The following is a 16,149-nucleotide window of genomic DNA, read 5'->3' as shown; positions in this document are numbered from 1 at the left end:
ATACCTTCAGGTCTCGTCCCAGAGCCAATGTGCCACTGCGCTCTGTCGCCTTGACTTGACCGCATGACGATCGAGTTGCGTTCCGTGACGAAAACGTATGGCGAGAAGGTGACGGCCCTCGATGGGGTCAGTGCCAGCTTCGCCGAGGGCACCTTCACCGCGATCATGGGCCCTTCCGGGTCAGGCAAGTCAACGTTGCTGCATTGCGCCGCCGGGCTGGACCGCCCGTCAGCTGGCGAGATCATCATTGATGGCGTCTCGCTGACCGGTCTGAGCGAAACCGGCCTCACCCTCCTGCGGCGCCAGCGCGTTGGCTTCGTGTTTCAGGCGTTCAATCTGGTGTCCTCGTTGACCGCGGCGCAGAATGTGGCCCTGCCCCGCCATCTCGCCGGCAACAAGCCGCCCGCCAAGGAAATCACGAGCACGCTGGCTCAAGTCGGGCTCGCCAGCCGGGAAAGCCACTACCCCAGCGAGCTTTCCGGCGGTGAGCAGCAACGGGTGGCGCTCGCCCGCGCACTCATCACTCGCCCAGCCGTGCTATTCGCCGATGAACCGACCGGGGCGCTGGACAGCAAGACCTCCCGGGGTGTCATGGAACTGCTGCGGGACTTTCCGGCCACGGTAGTGATGGTCACCCATGACCCGGTCGCGGCGTCCTATGCCGACAGAGTGCTTCTGTTGTCAGACGGTCATATGGTCGACGAACTCGCGAAGTCTTCCGCGGACGCGATCGCCGCGAAGATGGCCACGATGGAGGCGTCATGCTAAGCCTCGCTTCGGTCAAAGCCAACCGCGTGCGGCTGCTCGGCAGCTTCGTGGCCCTGCTCCTCGGCGTCACGATGCTGACCCTCACCGCATTACTCCTCGTTTCCGCAAAACCTCAAGTACCGCAGCGCTTTTCGGCGACCACCGTCGCGGTGACACCCCTGCCCGCGCAAGCTCCGTCCGACACCTTCCCCGACCACCCCCGCTGGACCATCGCCGAAGCCACCGCCCTCGCCGAAAAGCTGCACGGCGTGCTGGACACACCGTTTTACGCGCAGGCTGTCATTGACGGAAAGCCCGCCAAGGCCACGGCCGGAAATACCTGGGCCACAGCGGTTCTCGGTAACACCCGGGTCACGTCAGGGTCGGCGCCTGCCAACGCGGACGAGGTCGCGGTGCCTGCTGACTTGGGACGCCAACCCGGCGACACCGTCACCATCCTGACCGCGCCAGGACCGCGCGACTACCGTGTCTCGGCCGTGCACGATGGAACCGAGCTCTATTTCCGAGACGTGCCGCCGGAAACGGGAGTACTGGCGATCGGCGTTCTCGGCGATGTCGACCCGGCTGCGGTCAAAGCGATCGTAGGCAGCCAGGCGCAGGTGCTTGCGGGCAGTGAACTGTCCGCTTTGGAGCCTCCCGGTGACGCGAGAACGCGCTGGATCGGCATGCAGGTGCTCACCGCGATGGGTGCGCTGTCAGCGTTCGTCGCCGTCTTCCTTGTCGCGGCAACGTTCTCGTTCAGCGTGCTGCAACGGCGGCGGGAGTTCGGTTTGCTGCGCGCGGTGGGTGCCACACCCGGACAGTTGCGCCGCCTTCTCCTCAGAGAGGCCGTCCTCGTCGCCGCGAGCGCGGGCGCGATCGGGGTCGCCCTCGGTGTCGTTGGTGCGCCAGTGGTCGGCAGCCTGCTGATCGATGCCGGAGTCGAGCCGGCCAGCTTCACGGTCCGCTATGACCCGCTGCCGATGGCGGCCGCCTACCTGACCGGGATCGCCGTCGCGGCCGCCGGTGTGTGGATCGCCTCCCATCGGGCCGCCCGCGTGCGTCCGCTGGAGGCGCTGCGGGTGGCCGAAGCGGAACGCCGCCCGATGACCCGGTCTCGCTGGATCGGCGGGGTGCTCGCCGCAGCGATCGGCGTCCTGGCCGGCGTCGCGACGGCAAGCGCTGACGCGCTGTCGATGCCAACGTATGCCGGGCTGACCGCGATGGCGCTCGTGGTCGCGATGAGCTTGCTGTCACCGGTTGTCGTGCCACCGCTGGCACGGGTGCTGATGGCACCGTTGAGCCGAAGCGCTGTCGGCCTGCTCGTGCGGCAAAACGCGGCCACAGCGGCTCGCCGCACGGCTGCCACCGCCGCACCGGTTTTGCTCACGGTCGCTTTCACGATGCTCGTGACCGGGATGGTTGCCACGGGCGCTTCCGCTTATGCGGCAAGGAGAGCCGACGCCCTGCCTACCGCTGCGGTTCTCGTGGCTGACGGGACGCCGGGGCTCACGCAGGCGGTTGTGGACGGCTCCCCAGGGATCGTGCTCAAGCCGACGACGGTGTTCCTGGGGCGGGAACCGCTGTCCGTCATGGGTTCCAGTCAGACCACCGGTCTGACGGTCAGCGAAACGCTGGCAGCCAAACATGGCTGGAAGTGGGGATCCACCGTCGAACTGACCGTCGCCTCTGGAGCCAAGGTGCAGTGGACGATCCAAGACGTCCTGCCGGATCGTGAAGTGCCGTTGGGGGTTCAGGTGCCGGCTCACTTAGTACCACCAAGTGTTTTGACACAGGCGGTTTATCTGGCGGCCGATGGCGTGAAAGCGCCCGGGCTTGGCGCCAAAGTCCTTTCGGCACCAGACTATGCGGCGCAGGCCGATGCCGAGGAGGACCGTCTCGTGTGGACGTTCACGCTGATTCTCGTTGGCATGGCTGGTGGTTTTACTCTTATCGCGGTGGCCAATACGTTGCTGATGGCGACCCGTGGACGGCTGAACGACTTGCTGGTGCTGCGTAAGGCGGGCGCGACGGCGGGGCAGATCCGCCGCCTCGTCGCTGCCGAAACAGCGGTCGTCGTGGCCATCGGCGCCGCACTAGGCATGGTCGTCGCGACCGGGGCGCTGCTCGCCATCCGCGCGGGGCTCAGTGAGCAGATGGGCCTACCCGTCCCGATGACCGTGCCCTGGCCCACCATCGGCGTCACCGTGGCGCTCTGTCTTGTCACCGGGTTCGCGGCTAGCGTTCTTCCCTTACCTCGGAGGTAATCGACAGCATTACGCGAAGGAGCGAGAGTTGGGGCATGACAAACACTCGCTTCCTTCGTTTCGCCCTCAAGCTCGACTCGATCGTCACGGGCGCCTCAGCGGCAGGCGCCCTTGTCCTGTCGCGACAGACGAGCCAGTGGCTCGGCATCCCGGCCGGGCTCAGTTTTGGCGTCGGCGTCTTCCTGCTGGTGTTCGCCGTTGGGGTGTGGCTCGTCGCCTCGGCGAAGGCCATTAACCCCGCCGCGGTATGGACCGTCATCGGTTTCAACGTCGTCTGGGTAGCGGCCAGTGCGGCCTACGCCTTCGGCGCATCGGCGTCGCTGACCGTGCTTGGCCTGGCTTATGTCATCATCCAGGCAGCGGGAGTCGCGCTCTTCGCCGACTTGGAATTCATCGGCCTGCGCAAAGCCAAGGCATAGGAGAACTCTTGACCACCGTGGGGCAGATGCTCAAACACTGGCGCGAGCAACGCCATCTCAGTCAGCTGACCCTCTCGATTGACGTCGGCGTCTCGGCAAGGCACCTCAGCTTTGTCGAGACGGGACGGTCCAAGCCGAGCCGCGACATGGTGCTGCGGCTGGCCGAACACCTCGACGTCCCGTTGCGGGACCGCAATCAGCTGCTGCTGGCCGGTGGATTCTCCCCCGTCTTCCAGGAGTCTGGTTTGGACACTCCACGCATGTCGTCGGTACGCTCAGCGATCCGCCAGCTGCTGACCGCACATGAACCCTTTCCCGCCGTCGTCATCGACCGGCACTGGAACATGGTGGACGCCAACGCCGGCCTCACCCTGATGACCTCGCTCGTGGCACCACACCTCCTCGAACCACCCGTGAACGTGTTGCGCGCCAGTCTTCATCCCGAAGGCCTCGCGCCACACATCGTCAACCTCGGCGAGTGGCGGTCACATTTGCTGACCCGCCTTCGCCGCCAGGCGACGCTCACCGGCGATCCGTTTCAGAACGAGCTTTTAGAAGAACTCCGGGGGTACTCAAATGAGCACTCCGAGACCGAAGTGGAGTTGCCCGGGGCGGCCGATGTCGTGACGCCCCTTCGGCTCCGCACGCCCGCTGGCACCTTCTCGTTCTTCGGCACCATCGCCACCTTTGGCACCCCAGCCGACATCACGGTCGCCGAACTCGCGATCGAGTCCTTCTTCCCGGCGGACCCTCAGACGAGTGAGTTCTTAAGAGCCATGTCGTAGACAGACCGTCCAAAAAGGACTAGCCGTGCCTTGGTGAGGTTCGCCGGGTCGAAAGCCTGGATCACTCCGGCCGCTTGGCGCACCGCGTCGTCAGGCGGCCAGCCGAAGATGCCCGCTGAAATGAGCGGAAACGCAATTGTTTTCGCCCCCAGCTCATCGGCGACCTTGAGCGAATTCTCATAGCAGTCGCGCAGCAGAGCTGACCGGTCTTCATTCGGCCGCCACACGGGACCGACCGTGTGTACGACCCAAGTCGCCTGCAGGTTCCCGGCGGTGGTGGCCACGGCTTGCCCGGTCGCCAGACCCCGGCCGTAGTGCGAGGCACGCAAAGCCCGGCAGGCTTCCAGAATCGCCGGGCCGCCTTTGCGGTGGATCGCCCCGTCAACGCCGCCACCGCCTAGTAAAGACGAGTTGGCGGCGTTGACGATCACGTCCACTTGCTGCTCGGTGATGTCGCCTTCGACCAGCTCAAGCCTCATGAGGCCGAGCGTAACTCAGCCCTGAGTCGTGATGAAAACGTTGACGATCGCGTGGTTGGCGCAGGGCGTGTAGCTGACCTGGCCGACGTTGGCCCACGGGCCCTGGCAGGCGATGAGCCCGACCTCGGGCAGGAAATGGCGCTGAATCATGTGAATCCGGTGCTGACCGGTGCCACCTGTGCACAGGCTCTGTGCCCAGTTGGACCCGTAGGTGATCGTGCAGTTGGTCGGCGCCGCGGCGGCGCTGGAAACCATACCTACCACGCTGCCCGCGGTCAGGACCGCGCTTAGAGAAACGACCGTAGCTAACCTTCTAGCCTTCATGTTCCTCCTTCAATTAACAAGCTTTACAATTTGTGTGCACACTATGCGCGGCAGTCAGTGACGTCAATCCCCCTTATCGTCGGCGGCCGATATGCAGGACCGAGGTGTCCACCAGCGGCCGAGGGTAAAAAGCGCTGCGCGGCAATCTGATCCGCTCTTCGGCGAGCCAGCGTCCACGATGGACACCGCTGAACTTCGTGACCACGGCACGCTGCAGCACCAGATCAGCCGACTTGAGCTGAGAGCCGTCCTGAAGAAGCGTGCGCAGTAGCAGGCTGGAGATCGCGAAAGGCGGGTTCGCCACGACTTTGAAGGGCCGGTGCGGCAGCAGGAGACGCCTCGCGTCTACTTGCACGACCGTGACGGCGGCACCGGCGAACCGTCGCTTGAGGACGGCCGCACGACCTGGATGCAGCTCAATGGCAAGCACCCGGGCACCGGCGGCGATGAGGTGAGCTGTGAGAGCACCGGTGCCCGCGCCAATATCGAGGACGAGGTCCCCTTGACGGACTCCGGATGCGGCGACCAGGCGTCGTGCCCAGTCGTCAGATAACGCGTGCCAGCCCCACGCCGCGCGAGCGGGTTCGGAGGCGCGCACGGCGCACCGCCAGCATGAATATTTGCATGATGGCCAGCCTAGGGCGCGCCTCCCTTCGCAGGAAAGCGATTTAGGCCCGGGTGAGGCGGACGATCAGCCCGATGCCTTCCGCGGCGATGTCAGCTGAGCCGAAATAGCTTTCGCTGGCGAGCTTCCGGAAGCGGTCAGCCGTGTAGGCACGATGGCGCAGTCCACGCAAGGCCATACGCGTGAAGAAAGCGTCCTTGGCGCCCTGTCCCATCCGTTCGACTTCCGTGGCGATGTCCGCTGTGGACACGTCGTGGTTCATGTCTTCGATGACCGCGACTCCACTCGGCTGGAGCACGCGGTGCATCTCGTTGAGTGCCTTGACCGGTTCGGTGAAGTTCTTGAACGCGGCCTGGCAGACGATCAGCCCGAAAGTGCCGTCGGGATAAGGCAGACTGGCCGCATCCCCTTCTTGGACACGGTTGCAGCACCGCTATCGGGCCGTTCTTATTCCTCCAGTTCGGGTGGCAACTGCCCGGTTTCGTGGAACAGTTGCCACCTCGCGAGGTCAGGAAAACTGCCGTCACTCAGGCGGCGCAGCAGCTTCTTAGTCCAGCTGAGCTCCGCTTTGCGGACGGCCAAGTCGTAGTCACCTTCGATGAGGAAGATCTCCGGAAGGGTCGCGCTGTAGGCCGCCTGCTCTTGCTCATCGGCCGCGATCTGGCTTTCGAGCCTGGCGATCCGTTCACACAGGAGCGCGATCGCTTCGGCGGGTGGCAGCACAGCGAGCAAAGACAAGCCCGCCTTGAACTTTGGCCGCTCTCGCTCAGGTGCCGCGATCAGTTCACGCACCCAGTCGGTCATCTCTTCGCGGCCTGCCTCGGTGATCCGGTAAACCGTGCGCTCGGGACGGGCACCAGCCGCGCACACGAGCCAACTGTCGCGCACGAAAGTGCCCTGCCCGCGCTCAGGCGGACAGGGCACGGGGTGCTGCTACTGGATGTTGGAGCGCCGGATCACGTCCGGGTTTCCGTTACCGTTGTTGTCTTCGTTCGATGTCCCGAACCAGATCGCGCTCTGTCCCGGGACCTTCGTCACGGCCCGAATACGCCCGAACGAGGTGAAGTACTGCGACTCACCCGTCACGCTGGTGCCGCTGAGCGTCAAACGCCACAGCCGCTGCCCGCGCAGAGCGCCGAGGTAGATCACGTTGTTCACGATGTCGAAGCCACTGCACGAGCAGGATGCCGTGCTCTTTGTCCACTTCGGATTCGTCATGCCGGCGACGTTGCAGTTGCCTTCACAGGTGGGCCAGCCGTAGTTCTTGCCTGACTCCAGGAAGTTCACCTCGTCGACGACCGAGTTACCGAATTCGGCTTCCCACAGGCGTCCGGCCGAGTCCCAGCCGAGGCCCTGCGGGTTGCGGTGGCCCAGCGTGTAGACACGGGTGCCGAACGGGTTGCCCGGTGCGGCGGCTCCCGTCTTGGTGATGCGCAGAATCTTTCCGTTCAGCGAGTTGGGATCCTGCGACAGGTTCGACTGCTGTGCGTCGCCCGTTGCCACATAAAGGAATCCGTCCGGGCCAAACTTGATGCGGCCACCATTGTGGAACCGGCTCGACCGGATGCCGCCAAGCACGACGACCCGGTTGGTGAGCGAGGTGCCGTTGAACGTCATCTTCACGACGCGGTTCTGGGTCGTGCCACCGTCATTCGACGTGTGCATGAAGAACCAGTCCGTGTCGCTCGATCCGTTCCAGGTCGGTGACGGGGCACAGCCCATGAGGCCACCCTCGCCATCGGTGGTGACACTGCTGGGCACGGTGCCAACCTGAGTCTTGGTGCCGTTGCCTTCCAGGCGGAAGACACGGAACGTGTCGCGTTCGGTTACCAGAGCCCAGCTTTGCCCGGGAGCGAAGCAGATGTCCCAAGGGATGTCCCAGTTCTGCGGCCCGATCACCGTCGGGGTCTGCGGAACGCCAGGGGCGCAAGCACCGGTCGTCAGCGTGACGGAGTTGCTTTGGCCGGAAGTATTGCCAGCCTTGTCACGGGCCACCACAAACAGTGTGTACGAAGTGCCACACGCGAGCGAGACGGTCGCTGAGGTCACCGGCGGATTGCCCGTCACGGTGTGCACGTTCGGGTTGCTCGACGTGCGGACCACATAGGACCGGACGCCGACGTTATCCGTTGCAGCGCCCCAGGACAGGTTCGCCGACGTCTGGGTGACGTTGGAGAAGCTCAGGGTTCCTGGCGCGCTTGGCGCGGTGGTGTCCGAGGACGGTCCGGTCGCACAGGTCACCAGCGGGCTGGTGCCAGAGACGTTGCCTGCCGCGTCACGAGCGAAGACCGACCAGCGATAGGTGAAGTTGAACTGCAGGTCGTTCAGCGTGTGCGGAGACGTCGCCGGTGACGCGTAAAGCGTTCCGTCGTGGTAGATGTCGTAGGCGACCACGCCCACGTTATCGGTGGACAACGGCCAGCTCAGGGTTACGGAGTCTTCGTTCACGGAACAGACCGGCTGCCCAGGAGTGGTAGGAGCCTGAGTGTCGGTCGGTGCCGCGACCCGTAGCCGGTCAAGGTTCGGCCCGCCGTTGACGGTCGTTGACGTCAGGTTGATCGTGTTCGCGCCAGCGTTGAGGTTTACGTTGAAGGTCAGCGTGGCCCATGTGGTCCAGGCTCCGGTGCCCTGGAACGCGATGTTCTGGACCGTCGTTCCGTTGACTTTCAAGTCCATCGGGCGGACCGTCGTCGTACCGTTGGCGAAGCGGATCTCAACACTGTAGGAACCAGCGGCCCCAGCGTTGCTGACGTTACAGGTGATGGCACTGCCAACAGCGTTGTCGGTGTTGACGAATCCCGTGCCGGTGTAACCGGTGTGGTTGGACTCCACGACACCCAGCGCGATCGTGCAGTTCTCCGCCTGATAGTCGGTGAAGTTCTGCGGCGGCGCGACTTCGAAGTCAACGAAGTCGAGATTCGCCGGGCCGACAGCCGTGGTTCCCGTGACTTTGATCGTGTTAGAGCCCGCGTTCACTTGGGCGGTAATGGTTTTGGTGACCCAGGTCGTCCATGCCCCGGTGGGGTCGAACGCACTGGCCGCCTGGACGACCGTTCCGTTAACAGCGATGTCCGCTGGACGGTTCGTCGTCGTGCCGTTAGCGAAACGGATGCCAATCGTCGCCGTGCCGGCGTTCGCGGCGTTCACCGTCCACGTGGCGCTGCCCCCGACCGCGTTGGTCGCGTTGCAGAACCCCGTTCCGGAGAAACCGGCATGGTTGGAGTCGATTGTGCCGTCACAGACCGCGGGCGCGCTTTCCGCCTCGTAGCGAGTCGGTGCGGCCTGCGCTTCGATGGCTGGCAGTAACCATACGGCCAGTAGTGCCGCCACCGTGACGCTGATGCGTCGCATGTGCACTCCTATCCTTGGTATTGCGCGATGACTTTCGTGAAGTCGTACTGCTGTTGCGCGATCCCGCTACACGCATCGGGATCGGTGCCCCCGCCGCAGGGCCGGTCGCGGTTGATCGACCAGAAGGCGAACCGCGCCAAGTGTTTCTGTTGTGCGTAAGCGAGGATCTGCTGGAAGTCCGAAACGGTCACCAGCTCCCCCGCCACGTCGGTGCGACCGTTCATCGAGGAGAGGCCAACGCGGGCATAGGTTTCGGCGTCGGTGTAGCCATAGGCCGACTTCACCGCCGCTTTGAGGCCCTCGACCGCACTGATCGACGCGTCGCCCATGTCACCGGTGTAGCCGCCAAAGTCGAACGGCATCACCGCCCAGACATCGTTGTTCAGGCCAGAGGCCGCGCCACGGTTGATCATGTCGCGCCCGGTGGCGTCGGGGCCGTTCACCGTGGTACCAAAGGTGATGATCGTCTTAATGCCTGGGTTGGTCTGCTTGACAATCTTGAGCGCGTCGATCACCCGTTGCCGCACGGTCGCGTTGTTCCACTCCGTGTTCTCGATGTCGATGTCGATCACTTTGAGGTTGTAGGCGTTGATGACTTTCTGATAGGCACCGGCCAGAGCGCTTGCGCTGGAACATCTTTCGCCCAGCTTGTTGCCTGACCAGCCACCGATGGAGACCATGACGTCTCCGCCGTTGGCGCGGATGCGATTGATCTGTGTTTGGTCGTTGCCGCCGGTAAGCGGCCTGCTCCCGTCCCAGGCTGGGTTGCAGCTTCCGTCAGACAGGATGAAGGCAAGGGTGAACCACTTGATGCCGGTCGCGTTCATGACGGATACGGGATCCGGTGGCGAAGCCCAGCCGAAGTATTCGTAAGGCGCGGCAGCCATTCCGGGCACACCGCCCGCCTGAGTCGTTCCGGTGACGGCGACGCTCTGTGCCGATTCGTTGCCGGCGGCGTCGCGAGCGGCAATCCGGTAGGTATGCGTCGTTTGCGGCGCAAGACCACCGATGGTCGCGGTGGTGCCGCCAGGCGAGGCCACGATCGTGGTTCCTTCATACACGCGGTACCCAGTAACGCCCACGTTGTCACTAGAAGGATCCCAAGCGAGGCTGAGGCTGTTGCTGGACGTCGCGGTGACTCTCGGGTTCAGCGGAACGGTCGGCGGTTCGCCTTCCGCGACAACGAGCCGGAGCCGGTCGAGGTTCGGCCCGCCGTTAGCTGTCGTTGAGGTGGCCCGAATCGTGGTGCTGCCACTGTTCAGCGTCGCGGTAACGGTCGCCTCGGCCCAGGTCGTCCACGCTCCCGTGCCGGGGAAGTTCACGGTCGTGCCGTTGACGGACAGTGGCCTGTTCGCCGTCGTCCCGTTGGCGTATCTAAAGACCAGCGCGTGTGGACCGCCCGCCGACGTGACCGTGAACTCGACGTAGGATCCGGTGACGTTGCCCATGTTCACGAAACCCGTGCCCGTGAATCCGGCGTGGTTGGACTCGACTACACCTTGCGAGATAGTGGCGCTTTCAGCCTGGTATTCGTTCGCGGCGACCGCGACTTCGAAGTCAACGAAGTCCAGGTTCGCCGGGCCGGCGGCGGTGGTTCCCGCGACTTTGATGGTGTTAGAACCAGCGTTCACTTGAGCGGTGAGTGTTTTGGTAACCCACGTGGTCCACGCGCCGGTGGGGTTAAACGCACTTGCCGCCTGGACGACCGTCCCGTTGACAGAAATGTCGGCTGGACGGTTCGCCGTCGTGCCATTCGCGAAACGGATGCCAATCGTCGCCGTGCCGGCATTGGCGGCGTTCACTGTCCAGGTCGCGCTTCCGCCGACAGCGTTGGTGGCGTTGCAGAACCCGGTGCCGGAGAACCCAGCGTGATTGGAGTCGATGGTGCCGTCACAGACCGCGTTCTCGGCTTCGTAACGAACGGGAGCCGCCTGCGCGGGAGCTGGAAGCAGCAGCAACGCTGCTATGACGAGAGATGTCTTGACGATCTTCACAGAAGCTCGCTTTCAGCTGCCAGGGGCAAACCTTGCCCGTCCAGCAGGAGAGGGTTGGTGTTGTTGAGGTGGGTGTAGCGAAACTCGACGCCCGGGAAACGCTTGAGGTGCACCAGACTGTCCTCAATGGACAGATGGCCCTTGACGTTAGGCATCTCCGCCGCACTGAAGAACGTGCCATCGATGATGGCGAGCCTGGCCCTGTCGAGCGCCTCGTCGAGGCCGGCCGTCCACTCCCCGAAGCACGGGGCGTAAACCATGTTGTTGATTCGCAGCCCGCTCACCCAGTCGGTGCCATTGGCTGCCGCGACGTAGCGGGGTTGCTTGTCCCCCAAGGCAAAGGCGGTGACTTTCAGCCCGCCGATGTCGACCGCGCGACCATAGTGCAGTTCCCGGAACGTCGCGCCGGCCATGGCCCGCACCGGCAGATGGTGCTCCAGCGCGGACAGCACGGTTCCGGTCGCGTAGACGTCGAGCGATCCCGCTTCGCGCAGCGAGAACAGCCCGAGCGTGTGGTCGAGTTCCGCGTCCGTGAGCACGACGCCGCGGATCGGGGTTTGCCGGGAACCTGGCCCGGGTGTCAGCTCAGGGGTGGTGATGAGTTGGGTGCGCAGATCTGGCGAGGCGTTCAGCAGATACCAGTCGGTCCCGTTAGCGGACACCGCCGCGCACTCCTGCGTGCGATGCTGCCCGGTGAGCCTGACGTGGACACAGGACGGGCAGGCGCAGTTCCATTGCGGCACTCCTCCGCCGGCAGCGGTGCCCAGCAAACGCACTCTCATGAGATCCGCCTCGGGGTGAACGCCAGTGCCGCCCGCTGACCGACGATCGTGGTGACCACTTCGTGTTTCGGCGACAGCGCACACGCCGGATCGGTCGCGGCCGCGTCACCGGTCAGCTGGAACGCTTGGCACCGGCAGCCACCAAAGTCGATTTCCTTGCGCGGGCAGGTGCGGCACGGCTCCTGCATCCAGTCAACGCCACGGAACTTGTTGAACGCGCCAGAGTGGTACCAGATGTCCTTGAGCGGCACGTCGAGCACGTTGAGGGAGTCGAGCTCCGGGATCACCGACGCGGCGGGGCAAGGCAACACGTCACCGGACGGATTGACCACCAGCTGGCGTGCGCCCCAGCCGTTCATGCACGGTTTGGGAACGCCATCGTAGTAGTCCGGCCGCACGTAGACAATATCGATATCGCCCTTGCTAGCAAGGATTTGCGCCGCCTGCTCGTCAGCGATGGCGACCTCTTCACGGGTGGGCAGGAGCGCGGCCCGGTTCAGTAGTCCCCAGCCGTAGTACTGCGTGTGCGCGAGCTCGAGCCGCTGTGCCCCCATCTCGGTGGCGAGCGCCGCTATCTCCGTCAGCCGCGTGACGTTGTGGCGGTGTAGCACGACGTTGATGGACAGCGGCAGTCCAGATGCGGTGACAAGTTTGGCCACTGCCCGTTTGCGTTCGTGCACCCTGATTCCAGCGATAGCGTCAGCGTTGGGCGCATCGGCGTCCTGAATAGACAGCTGGACATGGTCGAGCCCGGCTTGCTTGAGTTCGCTCAGCCGGCTCTCGGTTAGGCCAATCCCACTGGTGATCAGGTTGGTGTAGAGGCTCAGCTGCCGGGCGCTGGCTACGAGTTCGGTGAGGTCCTTACGTGCCAAGGGCTCACCGCCCGACAGGTGCAACTGCAGCACGCCAAGGTCCCGTGCCTCGGCAAAGACACGGGACCACGATGAGGTGCTCAGCTCGGCGCCATCCATGTCCACAGGGTTCGAGCAATACGGACAGCGCAGTGGACACCGGTAGGTCAGCTCAGCGAGCAACCCAAACGGTGCCGGATCGACCGCCGCCCGGCCCGCCCGCGCCACCTCCGCCCGCACCGGAGCCCCGCCACCGTGTGCCTGGGTTTCGCGGCCCGACGACGTGTGGCGACCGCCAGCAAGGTGCCCGCTGCCCACGAGGTGCTCGCCAGCGGTCAGGATGCCTAGGCCACTCAGTGAATCCAGCGCCGCCTCGACGTCGGCAGGAGTGACGCCGTCGAACGAATCGCCGAGCGACGCCGTGATGGCCGCGGCATCGTGCTGACCGTCGCAGTAGGACAACACGGCTGCCGCGGCCTCATTAAGCAGCTGCACCCCTTCGGGCTGGAGCACCGCGTGCTGCTGCCGCGCCTCGTCGAAGACGAAGCGCACGCCACCGCGCAGCCGTGGCCCGTTCACGGCCGCTGTCCCGCTAGCGAGATGGCGTCGAGCATCGCCCAGAGGACGTCGCATTTGAACCGCAGCGCGGCGATAGCCGTCTCCTGGTCCTGCCGCGTGGCGCAGTGATCGGCGACGAGGCCGAGCGTGTAGGCAGAATCGTTTCGCACCACGGGAATCCGTGACTCGAAATACGCGTAGCCACTCTCGTCGATCCACGGGTAGTGCTTGCGCCAAGCCAAAACCCGGTCACGCATCGCGTCCGGGGCGAACAGCTCCGTGAGCGCGGCGGCTGCGGCGATGCGCCATGGGTTCTCCTTGCAGAACCTCACGTAGGAGTCGACCGCGAACCGAACCCCAGGAAGCGGTTCGGGCATGCTGCCCAGTCCCACCGCCCGGCCGAGGACGAGCCAGTCATCCAGCCCGCCCTCGTCCTGGAACTTGATGCGCTCCACCCACCGCAGCCGCACTTCTGGCAAGGGGCAATTCGCGATGATGGCGGCGTTCTTCTGAGACAGATTCGACTGGTAGTACCAGCGGTTGCCCACCCAGGCACGCACCTCATCGGGCGTGCAGTCGCCAGCGGCGAGCCGCTGATGGAAGGGGTGCTTGTCCCAGTAGTGTGCCCCTTGTGCGTAAAGGGCATCAGTGAACTCGCCACGGCTGAGCGCATCCATGCTGAGCCTACTTCGCGACCGTCAGCGGACGTCCGAGGTCACCAGAATAGGCCGTGACCTCCGGCCGACAGTCCACCGTGGACACCTGGGGCTTCTTCCATTCCTTCTTCTTCACGAGACTCCTTTCATCGGATGTCTAACAGTTAGTCAGACTGCCTAACTGTCAACTGTTAACATTAATACCAGAAATGTAAATATGGAAGTCACTAGCTATTGCGACACATCGAGATAGTCCAGGTTTGGCCCTCCGTTGCTGGTCGTGGCGGTCGCCCGGATCACATTGGACCCGGCAGTGAGGTTCAGCGTCAGAGTCTTTGTCTGCCAAGTCGTCCAGGCCCCGGTACCCGCGAAATCGGTTATCAAGCCGTTGACGTTCATCGGGCGGTTCGCCGTCGTGCCGTTGGCGTATCGAATCCGGACGGTCGCCGAACCCGTAGCCGCAGCGGTAACGGTCCATTCGACGAATGACCCCACGACGTTGTCGCCGTTGACAAAGCCGGTCCCGCTATAGCCCGCGTGGTTCGATTCCACGACCCCCTGACCGATAAACGCGTTCTCCGCCTCATATCGCGTTCCCGCAGGTGGCGGATCGCCAATCGGCACACCGTTAATGGACGAGTTGATCCAATGGACGTCGGTGAATTCGATGACGTTGGCGGCGGTCATGCCCGTGAACGTGCTATTGCTGATCTCAACTGCCTGGATGCGAACATCCGATTGCCCCTCAAACGACACCGCCGACCGGCCATTGACGACTGTCAGCTGATCGCAAGTGAAGTCGCGCAGCACCGGGATGAACGACCCACTGGTCGTGCCGTTGTAGACCGTCGTGATGTGCAGGCCGTCTCGCTCAATGTTTCGAGCATGAATGCGCCTTAGGTGTACTCCGTCAATCGTGCCGCCACGCTGCTTGTTGGTCTTCACGTAAAGCGGGTACTTGATCGGGTAGCGGCCAGGGAAATCAGCCGGGTTGTTCTGGCAGTCCTGAGCGAAAATCTTGCTTGCTCCGCCCGACATCTCCGAGCCGACCGTGATCCCGCCCCAGCGCCCGCTGAACTTGCAGTTCTCGACGACGACGTTTTGCATCGGGCGCCCCACCCGCCTGCCGTCGGTGTCCCGGCCCGACTTGATGACGACGCAATCGTCGTTGGTGTCCATCCGGCAACCGGTGACATAGGCATCCGTGCACGAATCCAAGTCGAGCCCATCACCCTGTGAATTCGTGGAATAGAACGTCACGTTGCGGACCGTAATGTTGGTGCAGTAGACCGGATGCAGTGTCCACATCGCTGGATGGCGCAAGAACACACCGTCGATGAGCACGTTGGTGCAGTTGTAGAGTCCAATCATGTTGGGCCTGAGTTTCGTGCCCGCGCCGTAGACGCGTTGTGACACAGGCACATTGGTGCGACCCTGGTCTTGCAGTTTCGTCCAGTCGGCACCGCCGCCGCCCCAGCCGGACCAGCTTCCCGCGGGAGCGTTGCCGTCGATGGTTCCGGCGCCGGTTATGCCGACGTTGGTGAGCCCGTTGGCGTAGATGAACGGGGAATGGTTGTAGCACTCAATTCCCTGCCACCTCGTGAACACGGGCGGCAGATACGATCCCGTGTCGGTCCGGAACCTGATCGTCGCTCCGCTCGTGACGTGCAGCTCCACGTTGGACTTCAGCTCAATCTTGCCTGTCCTGTAGGTTCCGCTGGTCACCAGCACCCGGCCACCGCCCGCGGCAGTGCAAGCGTTGATGGCGTTACGAAAAGCGGCCGTGCAGTCGGTGGAGTTGTTGCCAACGGCGCCATAATCGCGGATGTCAAACGTTCGTGCGGCAAACGTCGGAGGCACGATCCGCGCCAGAATCGCCGGCACCTCATCCCACGCCGACGCCATCACTCCCCGCGCCTGCCCCGCCGCCGCTTCCCCTGTCCCCGCAGGCCCTTGGCCGGCTAACCCGTCCCCGGCTGCCAGGCCTGTGCCGGTCTCGTGCCCTGCCGCGACTGCTTCGGCGCCCATCGCCGCCGCGCCAGCGAGCCCCACAGCGGCCGCACCCAACACTGTCCGTCTCTTCACGACTCTCCTCTCCTCTCCCTCATCCCCGTCGTCCCGTTAGTCACGTCGCCCCGCTTGCATCCGGCGGCCGCCGGGTCCTCACGCCATCCGCATCCCGCCGCTTCCGCCTGCACCCGTTTCCGACTGCTTGCGCCCGTCTCCCGTTAGCCCGCGGCCGTCCTACACTTCCCGCTGCTTGTGGCCGCCTGCCGCGTCCGCCCGTCGGCAAGCACGCTTGGCGTGCCCG

At 64.3% G+C, this 16,149-nt stretch carries 14 protein-coding genes and 1 pseudogene; 4 read left to right on the top strand and 11 right to left on the bottom strand.

What is annotated here, in order from left to right; all coding sequences use genetic code 11:
* The first annotated feature begins 63 nt into the window (after positions 1 to 63).
* The 4 genes from A3E1_RS0134455 to A3E1_RS0134440 are packed head-to-tail and all read left to right on the top strand — an operon-like array spanning position 64 to position 4,218.
* Positions 64 to 768, top strand: coding sequence for an ABC transporter ATP-binding protein (locus A3E1_RS0134455; RefSeq protein WP_020525385.1), 705 nt, complete (start codon positions 64 to 66; stop codon positions 766 to 768).
* A complete protein-coding gene (locus A3E1_RS0134450) occupies positions 762 to 3,014 on the top strand; it encodes an ABC transporter permease (RefSeq protein WP_020525384.1) in 2,253 nt (750 codons plus the stop codon). Before A3E1_RS0134455 ends, A3E1_RS0134450 begins: the two co-directional genes overlap by 7 nt.
* Before the next feature lie 35 nt (positions 3,015 to 3,049).
* The gene (locus tag A3E1_RS0134445) at positions 3,050 to 3,433 is read left to right on the top strand and encodes a hypothetical protein (protein ID WP_020525383.1); all 384 of its coding nucleotides are present in this window, start codon (positions 3,050 to 3,052) and stop codon (positions 3,431 to 3,433) included.
* A gap of 26 nt (positions 3,434 to 3,459) precedes the next feature.
* Complete coding sequence (locus A3E1_RS0134440) at positions 3,460 to 4,218, top strand: helix-turn-helix transcriptional regulator (protein WP_020525382.1); 759 nt, start codon at positions 3,460 to 3,462, stop codon at positions 4,216 to 4,218.
* Here A3E1_RS0134440 and A3E1_RS0134435 read toward each other — a convergent pair.
* From A3E1_RS0134435 to A3E1_RS43640, 11 genes and pseudogenes are all read right to left on the bottom strand, one after another.
* Entirely contained in the window at positions 4,185 to 4,697 is a 513-nt protein-coding gene (locus A3E1_RS0134435; protein WP_020525381.1) for an O-acetyl-ADP-ribose deacetylase, read from the bottom strand. The genes A3E1_RS0134440 and A3E1_RS0134435 overlap by 34 nt on opposite strands.
* A 15-nt stretch (positions 4,698 to 4,712) precedes the next feature.
* A complete protein-coding gene (locus tag A3E1_RS0134430) occupies positions 4,713 to 5,021 on the bottom strand; it encodes a hypothetical protein (protein ID WP_157631930.1) in 309 nt (102 codons plus the stop codon).
* A 73-nt stretch (positions 5,022 to 5,094) separates the two neighbouring features.
* A complete protein-coding gene (locus A3E1_RS0134425; RefSeq protein WP_020525379.1) occupies positions 5,095 to 5,619 on the bottom strand; it encodes an rRNA adenine N-6-methyltransferase family protein in 525 nt (174 codons plus the stop codon).
* A gap of 70 nt (positions 5,620 to 5,689) precedes the next feature.
* Positions 5,690 to 6,055, bottom strand: a pseudogene (locus A3E1_RS43665) (class I SAM-dependent methyltransferase); the annotation flags it as partial.
* A 38-nt stretch (positions 6,056 to 6,093) separates the two neighbouring features.
* The gene (locus A3E1_RS43660) at positions 6,094 to 6,534 is read right to left on the bottom strand and encodes a hypothetical protein (RefSeq protein WP_020525377.1); all 441 of its coding nucleotides are present in this window, start codon (positions 6,532 to 6,534) and stop codon (positions 6,094 to 6,096) included.
* A 45-nt stretch (positions 6,535 to 6,579) separates the two neighbouring features.
* Entirely contained in the window at positions 6,580 to 8,997 is a 2,418-nt protein-coding gene (locus A3E1_RS0134410) for a PQQ-dependent sugar dehydrogenase (RefSeq protein WP_020525376.1), read from the bottom strand.
* Positions 8,998 to 9,005: 8 nt separating this feature from the next.
* A complete protein-coding gene (locus A3E1_RS48130; protein ID WP_020525375.1) occupies positions 9,006 to 10,991 on the bottom strand; it encodes a carbohydrate-binding protein in 1,986 nt (661 codons plus the stop codon).
* Positions 10,988 to 11,773, bottom strand: a complete 786-nt coding sequence (gene pqqB, locus A3E1_RS0134400) for a pyrroloquinoline quinone biosynthesis protein PqqB (protein WP_026209107.1) — start codon at positions 11,771 to 11,773, stop codon at positions 10,988 to 10,990. Before pqqB ends, A3E1_RS48130 begins: the two co-directional genes overlap by 4 nt.
* Positions 11,770 to 13,203, bottom strand: a complete 1,434-nt coding sequence (gene pqqE / locus A3E1_RS43645; RefSeq protein ID WP_020525373.1) for a pyrroloquinoline quinone biosynthesis protein PqqE — start codon at positions 13,201 to 13,203, stop codon at positions 11,770 to 11,772. The genes pqqB and pqqE overlap by 4 nt, the downstream gene beginning before the upstream one ends.
* Complete coding sequence (locus A3E1_RS0134390) at positions 13,200 to 13,859, bottom strand: thiaminase II/PqqC family protein (RefSeq protein WP_020525372.1); 660 nt, start codon at positions 13,857 to 13,859, stop codon at positions 13,200 to 13,202. The genes pqqE and A3E1_RS0134390 overlap by 4 nt, the downstream gene beginning before the upstream one ends.
* A 210-nt stretch (positions 13,860 to 14,069) precedes the next feature.
* Complete coding sequence (locus A3E1_RS43640) at positions 14,070 to 15,866, bottom strand: glycosyl hydrolase family 28 protein (protein ID WP_407637409.1); 1,797 nt, start codon at positions 15,864 to 15,866, stop codon at positions 14,070 to 14,072.
* Positions 15,867 to 16,149: the final 283 nt, after the last annotated feature.

It is taken from the genome of Catelliglobosispora koreensis DSM 44566 (genome assembly GCF_000379685.1).
Classification (GTDB): Bacteria; Actinomycetota; Actinomycetes; order Mycobacteriales; family Micromonosporaceae; genus Catelliglobosispora; species Catelliglobosispora koreensis.
Note: the sequence above shows the minus strand (reverse complement) of the source record. Positions and strands in the feature narration are given on the sequence as shown.

What these genes read in the sequence shown, in the direction of transcription:
- A3E1_RS0134455 (WP_020525385.1), top strand. Translation starts at nt 64, where the DNA reads ATGACGATCGAGTTGCGTTCCGTGACGAAAACGTATGGCGAGAAGGTG.
- A3E1_RS0134450 (WP_020525384.1), top strand. Translation starts at nt 762, where the DNA reads ATGCTAAGCCTCGCTTCGGTCAAAGCCAACCGCGTGCGGCTGCTCGGC.
- A3E1_RS0134445 (WP_020525383.1), top strand. Translation starts at nt 3,050, where the DNA reads ATGACAAACACTCGCTTCCTTCGTTTCGCCCTCAAGCTCGACTCGATC.
- A3E1_RS0134440 (WP_020525382.1), top strand. Translation starts at nt 3,460, where the DNA reads ATGCTCAAACACTGGCGCGAGCAACGCCATCTCAGTCAGCTGACCCTC.
- A3E1_RS0134435 (WP_020525381.1), bottom strand. Translation starts at nt 4,697, where the DNA reads ATGAGGCTTGAGCTGGTCGAAGGCGACATCACCGAGCAGCAAGTGGAC.
- A3E1_RS0134430 (WP_157631930.1), bottom strand. Translation starts at nt 5,021, where the DNA reads ATGAAGGCTAGAAGGTTAGCTACGGTCGTTTCTCTAAGCGCGGTCCTG.
- A3E1_RS0134410 (WP_020525376.1), bottom strand. Translation starts at nt 8,997, where the DNA reads ATGCGACGCATCAGCGTCACGGTGGCGGCACTACTGGCCGTATGGTTA.
- pqqB (WP_026209107.1), bottom strand. Translation starts at nt 11,773, where the DNA reads ATGAGAGTGCGTTTGCTGGGCACCGCTGCCGGCGGAGGAGTGCCGCAA.
- A3E1_RS0134390 (WP_020525372.1), bottom strand. Translation starts at nt 13,859, where the DNA reads ATGGATGCGCTCAGCCGTGGCGAGTTCACTGATGCCCTTTACGCACAA.
- A3E1_RS43640 (WP_407637409.1), bottom strand. Translation starts at nt 15,866, where the DNA reads ATGGGCGCCGAAGCAGTCGCGGCAGGGCACGAGACCGGCACAGGCCTG.